This window comes from Pantoea sp. Lij88, assembly GCF_030062155.1.
In the GTDB taxonomy this organism is placed as follows: Bacteria; Pseudomonadota; Gammaproteobacteria; order Enterobacterales; family Enterobacteriaceae; genus Pantoea.
This window is the reverse complement of sequence record NZ_CP118269.1, coordinates 3,545,548-3,564,289: the sequence shown is the minus strand read 5'-3', so window position 1 is coordinate 3,564,289 and position 18,742 is coordinate 3,545,548. Positions and strand designations below refer to the sequence as shown.

At 53.6% G+C, this 18,742-nt stretch carries 18 protein-coding genes and 2 tRNA genes; 16 read left to right on the top strand and 4 right to left on the bottom strand.

Annotated elements, in window-relative coordinates; translation table 11 throughout:
- Positions 1-37: 37 nt before the first annotated feature.
- Both PU624_RS20540 and ispB read right to left on the bottom strand, forming a co-directional pair.
- A complete protein-coding gene (locus tag PU624_RS20540; protein ID WP_283546430.1) occupies positions 38-322 on the bottom strand; it encodes a helix-turn-helix domain-containing protein in 285 nt (94 codons plus the stop codon).
- A 238-nt stretch (positions 323-560) separates the two neighbouring features.
- Entirely contained in the window at positions 561-1,532 is a 972-nt protein-coding gene (ispB, locus tag PU624_RS20535) for an octaprenyl diphosphate synthase (protein ID WP_008925415.1), read from the bottom strand.
- A 256-nt stretch (positions 1,533-1,788) separates the two neighbouring features.
- Here ispB and rplU point away from each other — a divergent pair, with 256 nt between their 5' ends.
- From rplU to cgtA, 3 genes are all read left to right on the top strand, one after another.
- Positions 1,789-2,100, top strand: a complete 312-nt coding sequence (gene rplU, locus PU624_RS20530; protein WP_008925416.1) for a 50S ribosomal protein L21 — start codon at positions 1,789-1,791, stop codon at positions 2,098-2,100.
- Positions 2,101-2,115: 15 nt separating this feature from the next.
- A complete protein-coding gene (gene rpmA, locus PU624_RS20525) occupies positions 2,116-2,373 on the top strand; it encodes a 50S ribosomal protein L27 (RefSeq protein ID WP_003851093.1) in 258 nt (85 codons plus the stop codon).
- 242 nt (positions 2,374-2,615) lie between these two features.
- On the top strand, positions 2,616-3,788 hold the full coding sequence (gene cgtA, locus PU624_RS20520) for an Obg family GTPase CgtA (RefSeq protein ID WP_003851092.1): 1,173 nt from the start codon (positions 2,616-2,618) through the stop codon (positions 3,786-3,788).
- 170 nt (positions 3,789-3,958) lie between these two features.
- Here the strand turns inward: cgtA and dacB are convergent, their stop codons facing one another.
- Complete coding sequence (gene dacB, locus PU624_RS20515) at positions 3,959-5,392, bottom strand: serine-type D-Ala-D-Ala carboxypeptidase (RefSeq protein WP_283548046.1); 1,434 nt, start codon at positions 5,390-5,392, stop codon at positions 3,959-3,961.
- Between the two features lie 249 nt (positions 5,393-5,641).
- Here dacB and greA point away from each other — a divergent pair, with 249 nt between their 5' ends.
- A complete protein-coding gene (gene greA / locus PU624_RS20510; protein WP_003851087.1) occupies positions 5,642-6,118 on the top strand; it encodes a transcription elongation factor GreA in 477 nt (158 codons plus the stop codon).
- 106 nt (positions 6,119-6,224) lie between these two features.
- Here the strand turns inward: greA and yhbY are convergent, their stop codons facing one another.
- Positions 6,225-6,518, bottom strand: coding sequence for a ribosome assembly RNA-binding protein YhbY (yhbY, locus tag PU624_RS20505; RefSeq protein ID WP_008925418.1), 294 nt, complete (start codon positions 6,516-6,518; stop codon positions 6,225-6,227).
- A 127-nt stretch (positions 6,519-6,645) separates the two neighbouring features.
- On the opposite strand from yhbY, the gene rlmE reads away from it, so the two are divergent.
- The 12 genes from rlmE (at position 6,646) to truB (ending at position 18,684) form a co-directional block, all read left to right on the top strand.
- Positions 6,646-7,275, top strand: a complete 630-nt coding sequence (gene rlmE, locus PU624_RS20500) for a 23S rRNA (uridine(2552)-2'-O)-methyltransferase RlmE (RefSeq protein WP_086905091.1) — start codon at positions 6,646-6,648, stop codon at positions 7,273-7,275.
- Between the two features lie 113 nt (positions 7,276-7,388).
- Positions 7,389-9,314, top strand: coding sequence for an ATP-dependent zinc metalloprotease FtsH (gene ftsH / locus PU624_RS20495; protein ID WP_033781657.1), 1,926 nt, complete (start codon positions 7,389-7,391; stop codon positions 9,312-9,314).
- Between the two features lie 79 nt (positions 9,315-9,393).
- Complete coding sequence (folP, locus tag PU624_RS20490) at positions 9,394-10,233, top strand: dihydropteroate synthase (RefSeq protein WP_283546429.1); 840 nt, start codon at positions 9,394-9,396, stop codon at positions 10,231-10,233.
- Complete coding sequence (gene glmM, locus PU624_RS20485) at positions 10,230-11,564, top strand: phosphoglucosamine mutase (protein ID WP_013359908.1); 1,335 nt, start codon at positions 10,230-10,232, stop codon at positions 11,562-11,564. The genes folP and glmM overlap by 4 nt, the downstream gene beginning before the upstream one ends.
- Before the next feature lie 216 nt (positions 11,565-11,780).
- On the top strand, positions 11,781-12,119 hold the full coding sequence (gene secG, locus PU624_RS20480; RefSeq protein WP_283546428.1) for a preprotein translocase subunit SecG: 339 nt from the start codon (positions 11,781-11,783) through the stop codon (positions 12,117-12,119).
- A 37-nt stretch (positions 12,120-12,156) separates the two neighbouring features.
- A tRNA-Leu gene (locus PU624_RS20475) sits at positions 12,157-12,243 on the top strand.
- A 59-nt stretch (positions 12,244-12,302) separates the two neighbouring features.
- A tRNA-Met gene (locus PU624_RS20470) sits at positions 12,303-12,379 on the top strand.
- A 212-nt stretch (positions 12,380-12,591) separates the two neighbouring features.
- On the top strand, positions 12,592-13,044 hold the full coding sequence (gene rimP / locus PU624_RS20465; RefSeq protein WP_010251795.1) for a ribosome maturation factor RimP: 453 nt from the start codon (positions 12,592-12,594) through the stop codon (positions 13,042-13,044).
- Between the two features lie 24 nt (positions 13,045-13,068).
- Positions 13,069-14,556, top strand: coding sequence for a transcription termination factor NusA (gene nusA, locus PU624_RS20460; protein ID WP_283546427.1), 1,488 nt, complete (start codon positions 13,069-13,071; stop codon positions 14,554-14,556).
- Positions 14,557-14,573: 17 nt separating this feature from the next.
- Positions 14,574-17,267, top strand: a complete 2,694-nt coding sequence (infB, locus tag PU624_RS20455; protein ID WP_283546426.1) for a translation initiation factor IF-2 — start codon at positions 14,574-14,576, stop codon at positions 17,265-17,267.
- Positions 17,268-17,332: 65 nt separating this feature from the next.
- Positions 17,333-17,740, top strand: a complete 408-nt coding sequence (gene rbfA / locus PU624_RS20450) for a 30S ribosome-binding factor RbfA (RefSeq protein ID WP_090963920.1) — start codon at positions 17,333-17,335, stop codon at positions 17,738-17,740.
- Positions 17,740-18,684, top strand: coding sequence for a tRNA pseudouridine(55) synthase TruB (gene truB / locus PU624_RS20445; protein WP_283546425.1), 945 nt, complete (start codon positions 17,740-17,742; stop codon positions 18,682-18,684). The genes rbfA and truB overlap by 1 nt, the downstream gene beginning before the upstream one ends.
- Positions 18,685-18,742: the final 58 nt, after the last annotated feature.

Here is an 18,742-nt window from a genome sequence, read left to right as displayed (position 1 = left end):
AGCCCCGCTCGGGGCTGGTTTTTTTTCGCCTGGGATCTCAGGCGCGGTCAGTATGATCTACCGGCGTCCGGATACGTTTTTTGCGATCCAGCAGACAGCGGGTATCGGGATCGTAATAGCGGCTGGGCCAGATCTCACTCGGGTGAATCTTAATCGCGTCGGCGATCAGCCATTCGCCTTTGGGCCAGGGACGCGTCAGCGCATTAGCCAGCGTCGATGAACTCAGACCCGCTGCGCGTGACAGCCCTGCCAGAGTCATACCACGCTTATGCAGCGCAGCGATAATGTCAGCCGGATGCCAGTCTTCCATCCTTTCTTCCATAACCTGTTCTCCTTTTCCTTGTCATTACGTCGTCCTGCCGGATGTTGGCTTTCCTTTTTACTGATATCTGGAAAGAACAGGTTATTTATAGCAAATAGATTCCATTAATTTCCAGTTGTATTTGGATCCAGCGTCGGGTCTGTGTGGTAGCACGCAAAAGAAGTGCAACAGCGAAGAGGGAACAAAGAGAAGTGAGAGCAGGGACGTAAAAACGGAGCCCGGGAGGCTCCGTGTGGGATCAGAAATCGCGCTGGACTGACATGTGCGCCAGTGACTCCAGGGCGCTGCGCCACGGTGATTCAGGCAGAATCCGCAAGGCTTCAATTGCTTTGTCCGCTTCCTGTTCGGCGCGGCTGCGGGTCCACTCCAGCGAACCACACTGATTCATCGCTTCCAGCACCGGTTCCAGCAGATGGCGGCCATTTCCCTGCTCAATAGCTTCACGAATCATCTTCGCCTGTTCAGGTGAGCCGTGCTGCATCGCATGCAGCAGTGGCAGCGTCGGTTTGCCTTCACTCAGGTCATCGCCGGTATTTTTGCCCAGCGTCTCGCCGTCAGCACTGTAGTCCAGTAAATCGTCAATTAACTGGAAAGCTGTACCCAGATAGCGCCCATAATCCTGCAGCGCCTTTTCCTCTTCAGGTGTGGCTTCAGCCAGAATCGCAGAGGCCTGCGAGGCCGCTTCAAACAGGCGCGCAGTCTTGCTGTAAATCACGCGCATGTAGCTCTCTTCGGTGATGTCGGGATCGTTAACGTTCATCAGCTGCAGGACTTCGCCCTCAGCAATCACGTTTACCGCTTCTGACATCAGCGCCAGGATACGCAGCGAACCCATGCTGGTCATCATCTGGAAGGCGCGGGTGTAAATAAAATCACCGACGAGCACGCTTGCCGCATTGCCAAACGCCGCGTTCGCGGTCGCTTTGCCACGACGCATATCGGATTCATCCACGACATCGTCATGCAGCAGCGTGGCGGTGTGGATAAATTCGATCAGCGCCGCATTGGTCACGTGCAGGTCGCCCTTGTAGCCCATGGCACGTGCAGATAGCACGGCAATCATGGGACGGATACGCTTGCCCCCACCACTGATGATGTAGTAGCCCAACTGGTTGATGAGCGAGACATCTGAATTCAGCTGGTCGAGGATGGTCTGGTTAACGGCAGCCATATCCTGTGCGGTTAATTCATTAATCTGTTCTAAGTTCATTCGTCTTTTCAGCTATGACTCGTTATCTCTGCCATGGTAAGTGGTTTACCCAGCCAGCGTTCAGGTAATCTGTTACTGATTGTACTTGAATTTTGTGCCTGAGAAACGGTTGCATTCAGCCTGTGTTTTTTTTCTGCAAGAGTGTGCAAAGTGCTCTTGTCTTCTTCTGGAGTTTTGCGTAGAATTCGCGCCCTATTGTGAATATTTAGCGCGCCGCCTGATGAACTAAAAGGCAAGCGCAGAAGCGGAGTTTTATATGTACGCGGTTTTCCAAAGTGGTGGTAAACAACACCGAGTAAGCGAAGGTCAGACCGTTCGCCTGGAAAAGCTGGACATCGCAACCGGTGAAACGATTGAGTTTGACCAGGTTCTGATGATTGCTAATGGCGAAGACGTGAAAATCGGCGCGCCACTGGTTTCAGGCGGAATGATCAAGGCAGAAGTTGTTGCTCACGGTCGTGGCGAGAAAATTAAGATTGTTAAGTTTCGTCGTCGTAAGCACTACCGTAAGCAAGCAGGCCATCGCCAGTGGTTCACTGATGTGAAAATCACTGGTATCACGGCGTAAGAGGAGATCTGACAAATGGCACATAAAAAGGCTGGTGGTTCGACTCGAAATGGTCGTGACTCCAATGCAAAACGTCTGGGTGTAAAACGTTTCGGTGGCGAATCTGTTCTGGCAGGTAGCATCATCGTTCGTCAGCGTGGCACCAAATTCCACGCCGGTACCAATGTAGGTTGTGGTCGTGACCACACCCTGTTTGCTACTGCAGACGGTAAAGTACAGTTCGAAGTTAAAGGTCCGAACAACCGTAAATACATCAGCATCGTTGCTGAGTAAGGTTGTCGTGACGCAGACGTTTAACGTCTGAACGCACGAATTGAAGGCCCCGCAGCTCCTGCGGGGCTTTTTACATTCTGCGGTCTGTTGCGGTAAAAGCGACGCATCACAAAAGTTTGCTGTACACTTTATGTACGCACTGGCGAAAGCCAATCCTGATTTATCCGCCGCTGGTCAGCGCAGAAGACCCTGGCGGACCCGTCTGCAGAATGCTGCAGGCGATTGTGTGACGGAGATAGAAAATGAAGTTTGTAGATGAAGCGACAATTTTGGTCGTCGCCGGTGATGGCGGTAATGGTTGCGTCAGCTTCCGCCGCGAAAAATATATCCCGAGAGGCGGCCCTGATGGGGGAGATGGCGGTGACGGCGGTGACGTTTATCTGATCGCTGATGAAAACCTCAACACCCTTATCGATTATCGTTTCGAAAAATCTTTCCGCGCCGAGCGTGGACAGAACGGTCAGAGCCGTGACTGTACCGGCAAACGCGGTAAAGATATCGAAGTTAAAGTGCCGGTCGGCACCCGGGTGATCGATCAGGGTACCGGCGAGACCTTAGGCGACATGACGCGCCACGGCCAGAAGCTGATGGTCGGCAAAGGCGGCTGGCATGGTCTGGGTAACACCCGTTTCAAATCGTCAGTGAACCGCAGTCCGCGCCAGAAAACCATGGGTACCCCAGGTGAAAAGCGCGATCTGCAGCTGGAGCTGATGCTGCTGGCGGACGTCGGGATGCTGGGCTTACCGAATGCCGGTAAATCGACCTTTATCCGTGCCGTATCGGCCGCTAAACCAAAAGTGGCGGACTATCCGTTTACCACGCTGGTGCCAAGCCTGGGCGTGGTCCGTATGGACAGCGAGCAGAGCTTCGTCGTGGCCGATATCCCAGGCCTGATTGAAGGCGCAGCAGATGGCGCAGGCCTCGGCATTCGCTTCCTGAAGCACCTTGAGCGCTGCCGCGTATTGCTGCACCTGATCGACATCGATCCAATCGATGAAAGCGATCCGGTTGAAAATGCCCGGATCATTCTCGGTGAACTCGAAAAGTACAGCGAGAAGCTGTTCAACAAGCCACGCTGGCTGGTCTTCAACAAAATTGATCTGATCAGTGAAGAAGAAGCGCAGTCACGGGCGAAAGCGGTTGCTGAAGCGCTGGGCTGGGAAGATAAGTATTACCTGATCTCTGCCGCAAGCCGTACCGGTGTCAACGAACTCTGCTGGGACGTGATGAGCTTCATCAACGCCAACCCGAAAGAAGCAGAGCTTGAAGAGAAACAGCCGGAGAAAGTGGAGTTCATGTGGGACGATTACCACAAAGAAACCATTGAAAACACGGTTGAAGTGGAAGATGAAGAGTGGGATGACGACTGGGATGATGAAGACGACGAAGGCGTTGAAATTATCTATCAGCGTTAATCGCGCACCTTCTGCAGCGTGATATACGATGCCCCCGTTCAGGAATGAAAGGGGGCATTGTTCTTTCTGGATCCTGCTCATCATCGCGACACTGATATCCGCTTCTGATGGCGTCAGCCATAAAAAAACGCAGCAGGTTAATCGCCTGCTGCGTTTTTATTACTGCGTAATCAGTTGTTCTGATTGATATCGCGGTAGAGGCGGCTTTCGAATCGCACCAGCGGAATACGTCGTGTACGTTGATCTTCCGGCGGCACGGCATAACCGGAAAGGAACTGCACGAACGCCACCCGCGCGCCACTGGAGGTGGTAATAAAGCCCGCCAGATTATAGACGCCCTGCAGCGAACCGGTTTTGGCCGAGACTTTACCATCGAGGCCCGCTTCATGCAGCCCGCCACGATATTGCAGCGTGCCATCATAGCCAGCCAGCGGCAGCATCGAAATATAATCCAGCGTGTTGTCATTCTTCGCAATGAACTGCAACACCTGCATCATGGTCTGCGGCGAAATCAGATCGTGGCGCGAAAGGCCGGAACCATCGACCTGAATGCTATTGCCCATATCGACGTTGGCTTTCGCTTTCAGGATACGACGAACCGCATCCTGTCCGGCACGGAAGGTCCCAGGCACGTTGAAGTAGTGATGACCAATAGTGCGGAATACCGTGTCAGCAATCATGTTGTCTGACTTCTTCAGCATGGTATGCAACAGCGTATGCAGCGGCGCGGACTGTGTCGACGCCAGTACCGTGCCTGGCTCCGTGACCTGCGTCTGACGCACCAGATGCCCGCTGTAATCAATGTCTGATGACCGCAGTTCCGCCTTGAGAATTTCGCCTGCCCAGGCCGCGCCATCCTGTACCGCAAAGGCCAGCGGCAGCGGTTCGGCACGCTGGCGCATACAGCCGGTCAGCGTGTAGCGGTTCAGCTCACCCGGCACCACATCCAGTTCGCAATATTGCCCTTCGCCGCTGTTTCGGCCAATGGTACGGACCTGGCTGTACATATGCGCCGGATAGTAGGAGGCGATGCGCACAAAGGCATTTTCACCCGGTGTATTGGCGCTGTAGAGCGACACCGAGAAGCAGTTTTTATCAACAATTGCCGCACCCGGAGGGGCGCTGAAGCACTGGGTCATATCGTTCCACGGCCAGCCCGGTGCCATGTCGTGACTGGCAAAAACGGAGGTGTCGATAACCAGATTGCCTTTGATATGGTTAATGCCCTGCTTCTTAATCGCCGCGACCATGTTGCGCAGATCCTGACGGGTTAAGGTCGGATCACCGCCGAAACGGGCGACTAAATCGCCGTTCAGGGTGCCATCTATAATGGCGCCGCGAGTTTCAAAAGTGGTCTGAAAACGGAAGTCGCCACCCAGTTCCAGCAATGCCGCCAGCGCCGTCACCACTTTCATGGTACTGGCGGGCAGGGCCATCTGTTTTCCGTGGTAATCAATAATCGGTGTTGATGCACCCACTTTCTGTACCATCAGCGCCAGATTGGCGCCGTCTGGCAGGTACTGCATGTATTCATCAACTGGCGCTGCGTGTGCCTGCAGCATAAATGCGCAGCTTAATCCGGTAACAAGTCGTGAAAATCGCATAATCTCGCGGTAACTGGCAGGTGAGGGCGTCAATACTACGTTGCCGGACGGTGCAAAGTAAACGATGACCCGCAGTGAACTCTGGGGTAAAATACGTATCAAATTGCAAAACTCTTTTCTGGCCTGGAAGCATTTCCGGGTCAGGATTCTTTTATTTGCAAAAAGGGGCTAATGCGCTGCAGAACGCTTTTTTATGCAGTCACCGGTCAGGATGACATCGTTAAACAGGAAAGAGGGCGAGGAGCTTAAATGAATCAGATTCCGATGACGTTAAGAGGCGCTGAAAGATTGCGCGAAGAGCTGAACGAGCTGAAAACCGTGAAGCGCCCGCGCATTATCGCCTCTATCGCTGACGCACGCGAACATGGCGATTTAAAAGAAAACGCGGAATATCACGCTGCGCGTGAAGAGCAGGGTTTTTGTGAAGGCCGTATTCAGGAGATTGAAGCCAAACTCTCCAATGCGCAGGTTATCGACGTCACACAGATGCCTAAAACGGGCCGCGTGATTTTCGGCGCAACGGTGACTGTGCTGAATGTCGAGACCGACGAAGAGTCGACGTATCGCATCGTGGGCGATGACGAAGCGGACTTTAAGCAAAATCTGATTTCGGTCAATTCGCCAATGGCGCGTGGCCTGGTGGGTAAAGAAGCCGATGATGTGGCTATCGTGAAAACCCCGGGCGGCGACGTTGAGTATGAGATTTTAAAGGTAGAGTACCTTTAAGAGAGTGCTTCGCCTGAAAAGGCGTTAAAGCACAATGTAAAGAAAAGAAAAAGGCCGCATCGCGGCCTTTTATCTGAGGTAAGAGCGTGTCACTTTCTTTGCCCACTTAACGTGGCAGAGAAATTTTGCTCTCTTTAGAGGGGCGATACAGCACCAGCGTTTTGCCGATCACCTGTACGTTGCTGGCACCGGTCTCACGCACGATAGCCTCAACGATCAGCTGTTTCGTTTCACGATCTTCCGAGGCGATTTTTACCTTGATCAGTTCGTGATGCGCCAGAGCCTGCTCGATTTCGGCCAGCACGCCTTCAGTCAGGCCGTTGCCACCCAGCATAACCACTGGCTTGAGTGGATGGGCGAGGCCCTTGAGGTGCTGTTTTTGTTTGGTACTTAGATTCATCGTAGTTTTTTACTTACTCAGGGATTGAAAACGGTTCATTCTACCGCCATCTCGGGTATATCACCAAATCGACGCAACCCATTGCGTGCAGGTTTATCGCTACGATGACGATTTAGTTGGAAATAATATGACGGGTAAAAAGCGTTCAGCCAGCTCCGGCCGCTGGCTTCAGGAACACTTTAGCGATAAATATGTGCTCCAGGCGCATAAAAAAGGGTTGCGTTCGCGCGCCTGGTTTAAACTTGATGAAATACAACAGGGTGACAAGCTGTTCAAACCCGGTATGACCGTGGTAGATCTGGGTGCTGCACCCGGTGGCTGGTCGCAATATGTGGTACAGCAAATCGGAAACAAAGGGCGCGTCATTGCCTGTGATATCCTGCCAATGGATCCAATTGTCGGTGTCGATTTCCTTCAGGGCGATTTTCGTGAAGAATTGGTAGTCAATGCGCTGCTTGAGCGCGTTGGCGATCAGAAAGTTCAGGTTGTCATGTCCGATATGGCACCGAATATGAGTGGTACACCTGCCGTAGATATTCCCCGGTCGATGTATTTAGTGGAGCTGGCGCTGGAGATGTGTCGGGATATCCTGGCACCCGGCGGCAGTTTTGTAGTGAAAGTGTTTCAGGGAGATGGCTTCGATGAATACCTGCGGGAAATTCGCTCCCTGTTTACGAAAGTAAAAATTCGTAAGCCGGACGCTTCACGTTCACGTTCACGTGAAGTGTACATTGTGGCGACTGGGCGCAAACTATAACCAAATTGCTGGAGAAGTCCGCAGCTTTGCTGCGATTCCATGTATGCAGGAACTATAGTACCCTACGCTATCTGTTAACACCGATGTAATATGAGGTTAATCCCTTGAGTGACATGGCGAAAAACCTGATTCTCTGGTTAGTCATCGCGGTCGTGCTGATGTCAGTATTCCAGAGCTTTGGGCCCAGCGAGTCGAATGGCCGTCGGGTTGATTATTCAACCTTCCTGTCGGAAGTGAACCAGGATCAGGTCCGCGAGGCACGTATTAACGGGCGTGAAATTAACGTTGTCAAAAAAGACAGCAATAAATATACCACCTACATTCCTGTCAATGATCCTAAGTTGCTCGATAACCTCTTGACCAAAAACGTCAAAGTGGTTGGCGAACCGCCGGAAGAACCAAGCCTGCTGGCTTCAATCTTCATTTCGTGGTTCCCGATGCTGCTGCTGATCGGTGTGTGGATCTTCTTTATGCGTCAGATGCAGGGCGGCGGCGGCAAGGGCGCGATGTCCTTCGGCAAAAGCAAAGCCCGCATGTTGACGGAAGACCAGATTAAAACCACTTTCGCCGATGTAGCCGGTTGTGACGAAGCGAAAGATGAAGTGGCTGAGCTGGTGGAATATCTGCGTGAGCCGAGCCGTTTCCAGAAGCTGGGCGGTAAAATTCCGAAAGGCGTTCTGATGGTGGGGCCGCCGGGTACCGGTAAAACCCTGCTGGCAAAAGCGATTGCCGGTGAAGCCAAAGTGCCATTCTTCACCATCTCTGGTTCTGACTTTGTGGAAATGTTTGTTGGTGTCGGTGCATCCCGTGTACGTGACATGTTCGAACAGGCCAAGAAAGCGGCACCGTGCATCATCTTCATCGATGAGATCGATGCCGTCGGTCGTCAGCGTGGCGCCGGTTTAGGCGGTGGTCATGATGAACGTGAGCAGACGCTGAACCAGATGCTGGTTGAGATGGATGGTTTCGAAGGTAACGAAGGTATTATCGTTATTGCCGCAACTAACCGTCCTGACGTACTGGACCCTGCGCTGCTGCGTCCAGGCCGCTTTGACCGTCAGGTTGTGGTGGGTCTGCCAGATGTACGCGGTCGTGAGCAGATCCTGAAAGTGCATATGCGTCGTGTGCCACTGGCTACTGATATTGATGCAGCGATCATTGCACGTGGTACCCCAGGCTTCTCAGGTGCCGATCTGGCTAACCTGGTGAACGAAGCAGCGCTGTTCGCCGCCCGTTCAAACAAGCGTGTGGTGTCGATGGTTGAGTTTGAGAAAGCGAAAGACAAAATCATGATGGGTGCGGAACGTCGCTCCATGGTGATGACGGAATCGCAGAAAGAGTCTACTGCCTACCACGAAGCGGGCCACGCCATTATTGGCCGCCTGGTGCCCGAGCATGATCCGGTGCATAAAGTGACGATTATCCCGCGCGGCCGTGCGCTGGGTGTGACCTTCTTCCTGCCTGAAGGCGACGCGATCAGCGCCAGCCGTCAGAAACTGGAAAGCCAGATCTCAACGCTTTACGGCGGTCGTCTGGCAGAAGAGATCATCTACGGTGTGGAACGTGTTTCTACCGGTGCGTCTAACGACATTAAAGTCGCGACTAATCTGGCTCGTAACATGGTGACGCAGTGGGGCTTCTCTGAAAAACTGGGTCCGTTGCTGTATGCAGAAGAAGAGGGTGAAGTGTTCCTTGGACGTTCTGTCGCGAAAGCGAAACATATGTCCGATGAAACGGCCCGCATTATCGACCAGGAAGTTAAGCACCTGATCGACAGCAACTACCAGCGTGCTCGTCGCATTCTGGGTGAGAACATGGACATCCTTCACGCGATGAAAGACGCGCTGATGAAGTATGAAACCATTGATGCACCGCAGATCGACGACCTGATGGCACGCCGCGAAGTGCGTCCGCCAGCCGGCTGGGAAGATCCAGGCAGCAACTCAGACAGTAACGGTACGCCAAAGGCGCCACGTCCGGTTGATGAACCGCGTACGCCGAACCCAGGCAATACCATGTCAGAGCAGTACAACAAATAAGACGCAACATCGTCAGACAAAACCCCGGCTGGTCCGGGGTTTTTTACATCCAGATATTGATCAGTAAGGAGTTTCCGCCATGAAGTTGTTCGCCCGTGATTCCCATCTCGATTTATCTTTTCCCCATGTGATGGGCATACTGAATGTCACGCCGGACTCTTTTTCAGATGGTGGTAAACATAATGCGCTGGTCGATGCGCTGACGCATACCAATGAGATGGTCAATGCAGGCGCAACCATTATCGATGTGGGCGGTGAATCAACCCGTCCTGGCGCGGATGAAGTGAGTGTCGAGGAGGAGCTGGAGCGGGTCATTCCGGTAATCGATGCAATCGCCCAGCGTTTCGAAGTCTGGATTTCAGTGGATACCTCTAAAGCCGAAGTGATCCGGGAAGCGGCGCGAGTGGGTGCTAACATTATTAACGACGTGCGCTCACTCTCTGAACCGGGCGCGCTTGAAGCTGCCGCCGCGACCGGACTTCCCGTCTGCCTGATGCATATGCAGGGCGAACCGCGCACCATGCAGCAGGCACCGGTTTACCAAAATATCTTAAGCGAAGTGCACACTTACTTCGCTCAGCAGATTGCGCGTTGCGAAGCGGCGGGAATTAAAAAAGAGCGGCTGATACTCGACCCGGGCTTCGGTTTCGGTAAAAATCTCAGCCACAATTATGAACTGCTGGCTCATCTGGGCGATTTTCACCACTTCGGTCTGCCGCTGCTGGTAGGGATGTCGCGTAAATCGATGATTGGCCAGCTGTTAAATGTCGGTCCGTCACAGCGTTTAACCGGCAGCCTGAGCTGCGCGGTCATTGCGGCCATGCAGGGCGCGCAGATTATTCGCGCGCATGACGTTAAAGAGACGGCCGAAGCGATGCGCGTGGTCGAAGCGACCCGAAGAGCAAAAGGAGCATCATGAGTAATCGTAAATATTTCGGTACAGACGGCATTCGCGGCAAAGTCGGTGAAACACCTATCACGCCCGATTTCGTCCTGAAGCTGGGCTGGGCCGCAGGTAAAGTGCTGGCGCGCCATGGTTCAAAGAAGATCATTATCGGTAAAGATACGCGTATCTCGGGCTATATGCTGGAGTCCGCCCTGGAAGCGGGCCTCGCTGCAGCGGGCCTGACAGCGGCGTTTACCGGCCCGATGCCAACGCCTGCCATCGCCTATCTGACCCGCACCTTCCGCGCAGAGGCGGGCATCGTGATTTCCGCGTCGCACAATCCGTTCGACGACAACGGGATCAAGTTCTTCTCTTCCGAAGGCACCAAACTGCCGGATGATGTTGAAGAAGCGATTGAGCTGGAGATGGAAAAGCCGATTACCTGCGTTGAGTCCGCGCAGTTGGGTCGCGCGAGCCGCATCGTCGATGCCGCAGGGCGTTACATCGAGTTCTGCAAAGGGACTTTCCCGAGCGAGCTGAATCTGAATGGCCTGAAAATTGTGGTCGACTGCGCGAATGGTGCGACTTACCACATTGCGCCGAATGTTCTGCGTGAACTGGGCGCGACCGTTATTGCTATCGGTGTTCAGCCCGACGGCATGAACATCAACAAAGAGTGCGGTGCCACCGATCTCAAACTGCTGCAGCAGCGCGTGCTGGCGGAGAAAGCGGATATCGGCCTGGCCTACGATGGCGACGGCGACCGCATCATGATGATTGACCATCTGGGCGACAAAGTTGATGGCGACCAGATTCTCTACATCATTGCGCGTGAAGCCCTGCGTCAGGGACAGTTACGCGGCGGCGTAGTGGGTACGCTGATGAGTAACATGGGTCTGGAGTTAGCGCTTAAGCAGCTCGGCATTCCGTTTACCCGTGCCAAAGTGGGTGACCGCTATGTGCTGGAGAAGATGCAGGAGAAGGGGTGGCGTCTCGGCGCAGAGAACTCCGGCCATGTGATCCTGCTCGATAAAACCACCACTGGCGACGGCATCGTTGCAAGTTTGCAAGTACTCACTGCAATGGTGCGCAACCACATGAGCCTGCACGATCTTTGCAGCGGCATGAAAATGCTGCCGCAGGTTCTGGTCAACGTGCGCTTCGCGGGTGAACATGATCCCCTGCAAAGCGACGCGGTAAAAACCGTCACCGCCGACGTGGAAAAAGCCCTGGCGGGTCGCGGACGCGTTCTGCTGCGTAAGTCGGGCACCGAGCCATTGATTCGCGTGATGGTCGAAGGCGAAAATGAGGCGCAGGTAACGGAACTGGCGAATCGCATCGCTGACCAGGTCAAGGCCGTTTAACGCGTAACAGGCAGTTCGCAGGATGCGGAACTGCCTGTAAAATCACCGGGATGGCGCTTTTTTCTGCAATCAGTCTGGTTGGTAAAAATTGCACTTGCAGAGATATGCGCCTTTGGTTAGTATTCACACCCGCTTCTGATGGGTGATGACGAGACTCCCCATCAATACTGGTTGAAGCTTTAACTGTACGATTATCGTGCAAGGAACAGGTTGAATATGTACGAAGCTCTTTTAGTTGTTTTCCTTATTGTAGCTATCGCCCTCGTGGGTCTGATCATGCTGCAGCAAGGCAAAGGCGCTGATATGGGAGCCTCATTCGGTGCAGGCGCATCCGGTACGGTGTTTGGTTCTTCGGGTTCAGGTAACTTCCTGACGCGTACTACTGGCATCTTAGCGGCATTGTTCTTCATCATCAGCCTGGTTCTCGGTAATCTGAACAGCAATAAAGCGTCTAAAGGAAGCGAGTGGGAAAATCTTTCTGCGCCGGCGCAGTCTTCTCAACAGACTGAAAAGCCAGCTCAACCGGTAACCCCGGGCAGCGATATTCCTAAGTAAGGTCGTCAGCACAAAGAATCGTTGTGGTCAGTGCAGTGCCGTGGTGGTGGAATTGGTAGACACGCTACCTTGAGGTGGTAGTGCCCGATTGGGCTTACGGGTTCAAGTCCCGTCCTCGGTACCAAATAGCAGTATCACTTGCATTTTATGCAGGTCTGGCGTATTATTCGCCACGTTTTCGGACGCGGGGTGGAGCAGCCTGGTAGCTCGTCGGGCTCATAACCCGAAGGTCGTCGGTTCAAATCCGGCCCCCGCAACCAATTTTCCCTTTGAGTTCTTTTTCAAATATACTGTATGCATCGACGGACGCATTCACGGCTATTTTTTGAAAGAAAATTCTTTGGATGGAGTCCGGGCCGCATTGCGGCATACAGGGTCCAGTGACTAAAAGCCCCGAATATTCGGGGTTTTTTGTTATTAGCGAATCGTAATACTGGGCTATAGGCCCTTTTTTTATGTCTTGGGGGTGGGCTTGTCCACATTAGAGCAAAAATTGACAGAGTTGGTATCGGCTCCCGTAGAAGCGCTGGGTTACGAACTGGTTGGAATTGAATTCGTTCGTAGTCGCACATCTATCCTGCGCATCTATATTGATAGTGAAGATGGCATCAATGTCGATGATTGCGCCGATGTCAGCCACCAGGTAAGTGCGGTAATGGATGTAGAAGATCCGATTACGGTACCTTACAACCTTGAAGTCTCTTCACCGGGACTCGATCGTCCTCTGTTCACCGCAGAACACTACACCCGCTTTATGGGTGAAGAAGTGAGTCTGGTGTTGCGTATGGCCGTTCAGAACCGCCGTAAATGGCAGGGAACCATCAAGTCAGTTGATGGCGAGATGATCACGGTGCACGTTGAGGGTAGCGATGAAGTGTTCGCGCTGAGTAATATTCAGAAAGCGAACCTGGTCCCCCACTTTTAAAAGTCCGGATTGAGGCTAACCAGGATGAACAAAGAGATCTTAGCTGTTGTAGAAGCCGTTTCTAACGAAAAAGCCCTGCCGCGTGAGAAAATCTTCGAAGCGCTGGAGAGCGCGCTGGCGACTGCGACCAAGAAAAAGTACGAGCAGGAAATTGAGGTACGCGTCAGCATTGATCGCCGCAGTGGCGATTTCGATACTTTCCGCCGCTGGGAAATCGTAGAAGAGGTTACACAGCCGACGCGCGAGATCACGCTGGATGCGGCCCGCTTCGAAGATGAAGCATTCAATCTGGGCGAATATGTCGAAGATCAGATTGAATCGGTCACTTTTGACCGTATCACCACCCAGACCGCTAAGCAGGTTATCGTGCAAAAAGTGCGCGAAGCTGAGCGCGCAATGGTGGTTGATCAGTTCCGTCAGCATGAAGGCGAAATTATTACTGGCGTGGTGAAGAAAGTTAACCGCGACAATATTTCCCTCGACTTAGGCAGCAACGCCGAAGCGGTTATCATGCGCGAAGATATGCTGCCGCGTGAAAACTTCCGTCCAGGCGACCGTATTCGTGGCGTACTCTACTCTGTACGTCCGGAAGCGCGTGGCGCGCAGCTGTTCGTGACGCGTTCCAAACCGGAAATGCTGATTGAACTGTTCCGCATTGAGGTGCCAGAAATTGGCGAAGAGCTGATTGAAATTAAAGCCGCTGCCCGTGATCCGGGTTCGCGCGCTAAAATTGCAGTCAAAACCAACGACAAGCGTATCGATCCCGTCGGTGCCTGTGTGGGCATGCGCGGCGCGCGTGTTCAGGCCGTTTCCAGTGAACTGGGCGGCGAGCGTATCGATATCGTGCTGTGGGACGATAACCCGGCACAGTTTGTTATTAACGCCATGGCTCCGGCCGATGTGGCGTCGATTGTGGTTGATGAAGATAATCACACCATGGATATCGCCGTAGAAACTGGCAATCTGGCTCAGGCGATCGGCCGTAACGGCCAAAACGTGCGTCTCGCTTCGCAGCTGAGTGGCTGGGAGCTGAACGTGATGACCGTCGATGATCTGCAGGCTAAGCATCAGGCTGAAGCCCATGCAGCGATCGATATGTTCACTAAACATCTCGACATCGACGAAGAGTTCGCCACCGTACTGGTGGAAGAGGGCTTCTCCTCGCTGGAAGAGCTGGCATACGTGCCAATCAACGAGCTGCTGGAAGTCGACGGTCTCGACGAAGAGACTATTGAAGCCCTGCGTGAACGAGCAAAAAATGCGTTAACCACCCTGGCACTGGCGAAAGAAGAGAGTCTTGGAAATCAGGAGCCCGCTGAGGATCTTCTGAATCTTGAAGGCCTCGATCGTGCGCTGGCGTTCCGCCTGGCGTCGAAAGGCGTTTGCACGCTGGAAGATCTCGCTGAGCAAGGTGTTGACGATCTGACGGATATTGAAGGCATGTCTGATGAACAGGCCGGCGCGCTGATTATGGCCGCACGTAATATCTGCTGGTTCGGCGATGACGCGTAATAACAGGAAGGAACAGCATGACAGATGTAACCGTAAAATCGCTGGCCGCAGAAATTCAGACTCCGGTCGATCGCCTGGTACAGCAATTTGCTGATGCGGGGATCCCTAAGTCTGAAAATGACGCGGTGACCCAGCAAGAGAAAGAAACCTTACTATCTCATCTGAACCGTGAACACGGTCAGGTCGGTTCAGCTAAGCTGACGCTGCAGCGTAAAACGCGCAGCACCTTGAATATTCCAGGCACCGGGGGTAAAAGTAAGTCGGTGCAAATTGAAGTCCGCAAAAAGCGTACCTATGTGAAGGGTGATGCAGAGTCTGAGCAAGCTCAGGCCGAAGCAGAAGCCGAGGCGCAGCGTGAAGCGGAAGAGCAGGCGCAACGCGAGGCTGAAGAAAAAGCCCGTCGCGAAGCTGAACAGAAAGCGCAACGTGAAGCCGAAGACAAAGCCAGGCGCGAAGCCGCTGACAAGGCCAAACGTGCAGCAGCGGAAAATGACAAAGTGACAAATCAACCTACCGACGAAGTGACCAGGGCTGCGCAATCAGACAAAGCCCGTCGCGAAGCTGAAGCTGCCGAACTGAAGCGTAAAGCTGAAGAAGAAGCCCGCCGTAAGCTGGAAGAGGCTGCCCGCCTCGTAGCCGAAGAAGCCCGCCGTCTGGCTGAAGAGAAATCAGCTGAATGGGAAAAACCGGAAGAAGAGGATAAAGGCGACTATCACGTCACCACTTCGACCCATGCCCGTCAGGCAGAAGACGAAAACGACCGCCAGGTTGAAGCTGGCCGTGCGCGTGCGCGTACGACGGCTAAAGCTGCGCGTCCGGCGAAAAAAGGCAACAAACATTCTGAAGCCAAAACTGACCGTGAAGAAGCGCGTGCGCAGGTTCGTGGCGGTAAAGGCGGTAAGCATCGCAAACCGAGCGCACTGCAGCAGGGCTTCAACAAGCCAGCGCAGGCCGTTAACCGCGATGTTGTGATTGGCGAAACCATCACCGTAGCCGAACTGGCTAACAAAATGGCGGTGAAAGGTTCTCTGGTCATCAAAGCGATGATGAAGATGGGCGCTATGGCGACTATCAACCAGGTTATCGATCAGGAAACTGCACAGCTTGTTGCCGAAGAGATGGGCCACAAAGTGACCCTGCGTCGCGAGAACGAGCTGGAAGAAGCGGTAATGGACGATCGTGATACCGATGCGGCGCAGGAGTCTCGTGCTCCGGTTGTCACCATCATGGGTCACGTCGACCACGGTAAAACGTCCCTGCTGGACTATATTCGCTCCACCAAAATCGCCTCTGGCGAAGCGGGCGGCATTACTCAGCACATCGGTGCTTACCACGTCGAAACCGACACCGGTATGGTCACCTTCCTGGATACCCCGGGCCACGCCGCGTTTACCGCGATGCGTGCACGTGGTGCGCAGGCGACCGATATCGTTATCCTGGTTGTCGCAGCAGACGATGGCGTGATGCCACAGACTATCGAAGCTATTCAGCACGCCAAAGCCGCTAAAGTGCCGGTTGTGGTTGCAGTGAACAAGTGCGATAAGCCAGAAGCAGATCCGGATCGTGTTAAAAACGAACTGACTCAGTACGGAATCATTCCGGAAGAGTGGGGCGGCGAAAACATGTTCGTTAATGTCTCTGCGAAAGCGGGTACCGGCATTGATGACCTGTTAAACGCTATCCTGCTGCAGGCGGAAGTACTGGAACTGACTGCTATCCGTGAAGGTATGGCGAGTGGTGTGGTCATCGAATCGTTCCTCGACAAAGGTCGTGGTCCGGTTGCCACCGTGCTGGTACGCGAAGGTACACTGAACAAAGGCGACATCGTTCTTTGTGGTTTCGAATATGGCCGTGTTCGTGCAATGCGTGACGAACTGGGTCGCGAAGTCATGGAAGCGGGTCCGTCTATCCCGGTTGAGATTCTGGGCCTGTCCGGCGTGCCGGCTGCGGGTGATGAAGCGACCGTGGTACGTGACGAGAAGAAAGCACGTGAAGTTGCGCTCTATCGTCAGGGCAAATTCCGCGAAGTTAAACTGGCTCGCCAGCAGAAATCTAAGCTCGAGAACATGTTTGCTAACATGACCGAAGGCGAAGTGTCTGAACTGAACATCGTGATGAAAGCTGACGTTCAGGGTTCTGTGGAAGCCATTGCTGACTCCCTGCTGAAACTCTCCACCGACGAAGTGAAGGTGAAGATTGTTGGTTCAGGTGTGGGCGGGATTACCGAAACCGACGCAACGCTGGCCGCTGCTTCGAACGCCATCCTGATTGGCTTTAACGTCCGTGCCGATGCCTCTGCGCGTCGCGTCATTGACTCAGAAAGCCTGGATCTGCGCTACTACTCCGTCATCTATAACCTGATTGACGAAGTTAAAGCAGCGATGAGTGGCATGCTGGCACCAGAGTACAAACAGCAGATCATTGGTCTGGCTGCAGTGCGCGACGTGTTCAAATCACCGAAGTTTGGCGCGATTGCCGGTTGTATGGTGACGGAAGGTAACATCAAACGTCACAATCCAATCCGTGTCCTGCGTGACAACGTGGTGATTTACGAAGGCGAGCTGGAATCTCTGCGTCGCTTTAAAGATGACGTCAACGAAGTGCGTAACGGCATGGAGTGCGGTATCGGCGTGAAGAACTACAACGACGTTCGCGTTGGCGATATGATCGAAGTGTTTGAAATCATCGAAATTAAACGCACCATCGAGTAATAGACTGCTGATGTGTTGCAATTTGGGAGGCCTCTGGCCTCCCGAATTATTTGGGAGAAATAATGATGGCGAAAGAATTTGGTCGCCCGCAGCGCGTTTCACAAGAGCTGCAAAAAGAGATTGCGATGATCCTGCAGCGTGAGATCAAAGATCCACGTCTTGGCATGATGGTCACCGTATCCGGCGTTGAAGTGTCACGCGATCTCGCCTATGCAAAAGTGTTCGTCACTTTCCTCAACGACAAAGATGAAGAAGCGATTAAACATGGCCTGAAAGCGCTGAAAGAAGCGTCAGGTTATATCCGCATTCTGCTGGGCAAAGCGATGCGTCTGCGTATCGTGCCTGAGCTGACCTTCTTCTACGACAACTCGTTAGTGGAAGGGATGCGCATGTCCAATCTCGTCACCAGCGTTGTGAAGAACGATGCTGAGCGCCGTGGCCCGGATGCCACTGGCGATGACGAGGAGGCGTAATGAGTCGTCCGCGTCGTCGCGGTCGCGACGTCCATGGCGTATTGTTGCTGGATAAGCCACAAGGCGTCTCGTCGAATGATGTCCTGCAGAAAGTGAAGCGTATCTTTAACGCCAATCGCGCAGGACACACCGGCGCGCTTGATCCTCTGGCGACCGGCATGCTGCCGATTTGCCTGGGTGAAGCGACCAAGTTTTCGCAGTATCTGCTGGATTCCGACAAACGCTACCGTGTGATTGCCCGGCTGGGTGAGCGTACGGACACGTCAGACGCCGATGGCAACATCGTGCAGACGCGTCCCGTTAGCTTCAGTCAGGCCGATCTGGACAGCGCCCTGGAGAGCTTCCGCGGCGAAACGTTGCAGGTGCCATCGATGTTTTCGGCGCTGAAGCATCAGGGGCGTCCGCTGTATGAATATGCGCGTCAGGGCATTGTGATTGAGCGTGAACCACGCCCTGTCACTGTCTATGAGCTGCAGTTTATTCGCTGGCAGGATGATGAGCTGGAGCTGGAAATTCACTGCTCCAAAGGCACCTATATCCGCACCATCATCGATGACCTGGGCGAAAAACTGGGATGCGGAGCGCATGTCATCATGCTGCGTCGCGTTCAGGTTGCCCGTTATCCGTATGAAAGGATGGTGACGCTGGAACAGCTCAACACCCTGCTAGCGGAAGCCACAGAAGCCGGTATTCCTCTGGAGACACAGCTCGATCCGCTGTTGTTGCCGATGGACAGCCCCGCCTCAGATTTCCCTGAAGTAAATATCCCGACTGTCATGGCAGATTTTTTCCGTCAGGGACAGCCAGTACAGGCCAGCAATGCGCCTGCGCAGGGACTGGTCAGGGTATCGGAAGGCGAAGCGCGTAAATTTATCGGTATGGCAGAAATCGCTGATGATGGCCGTCTTGCGCCACGTCGCTTAGTGGTTGAGTATCAGGATTAAGCCGGGCATTCACTTTTCGCTGATGGGGCATTTGCGTTGCTATCGGGCGCAGAGTAGA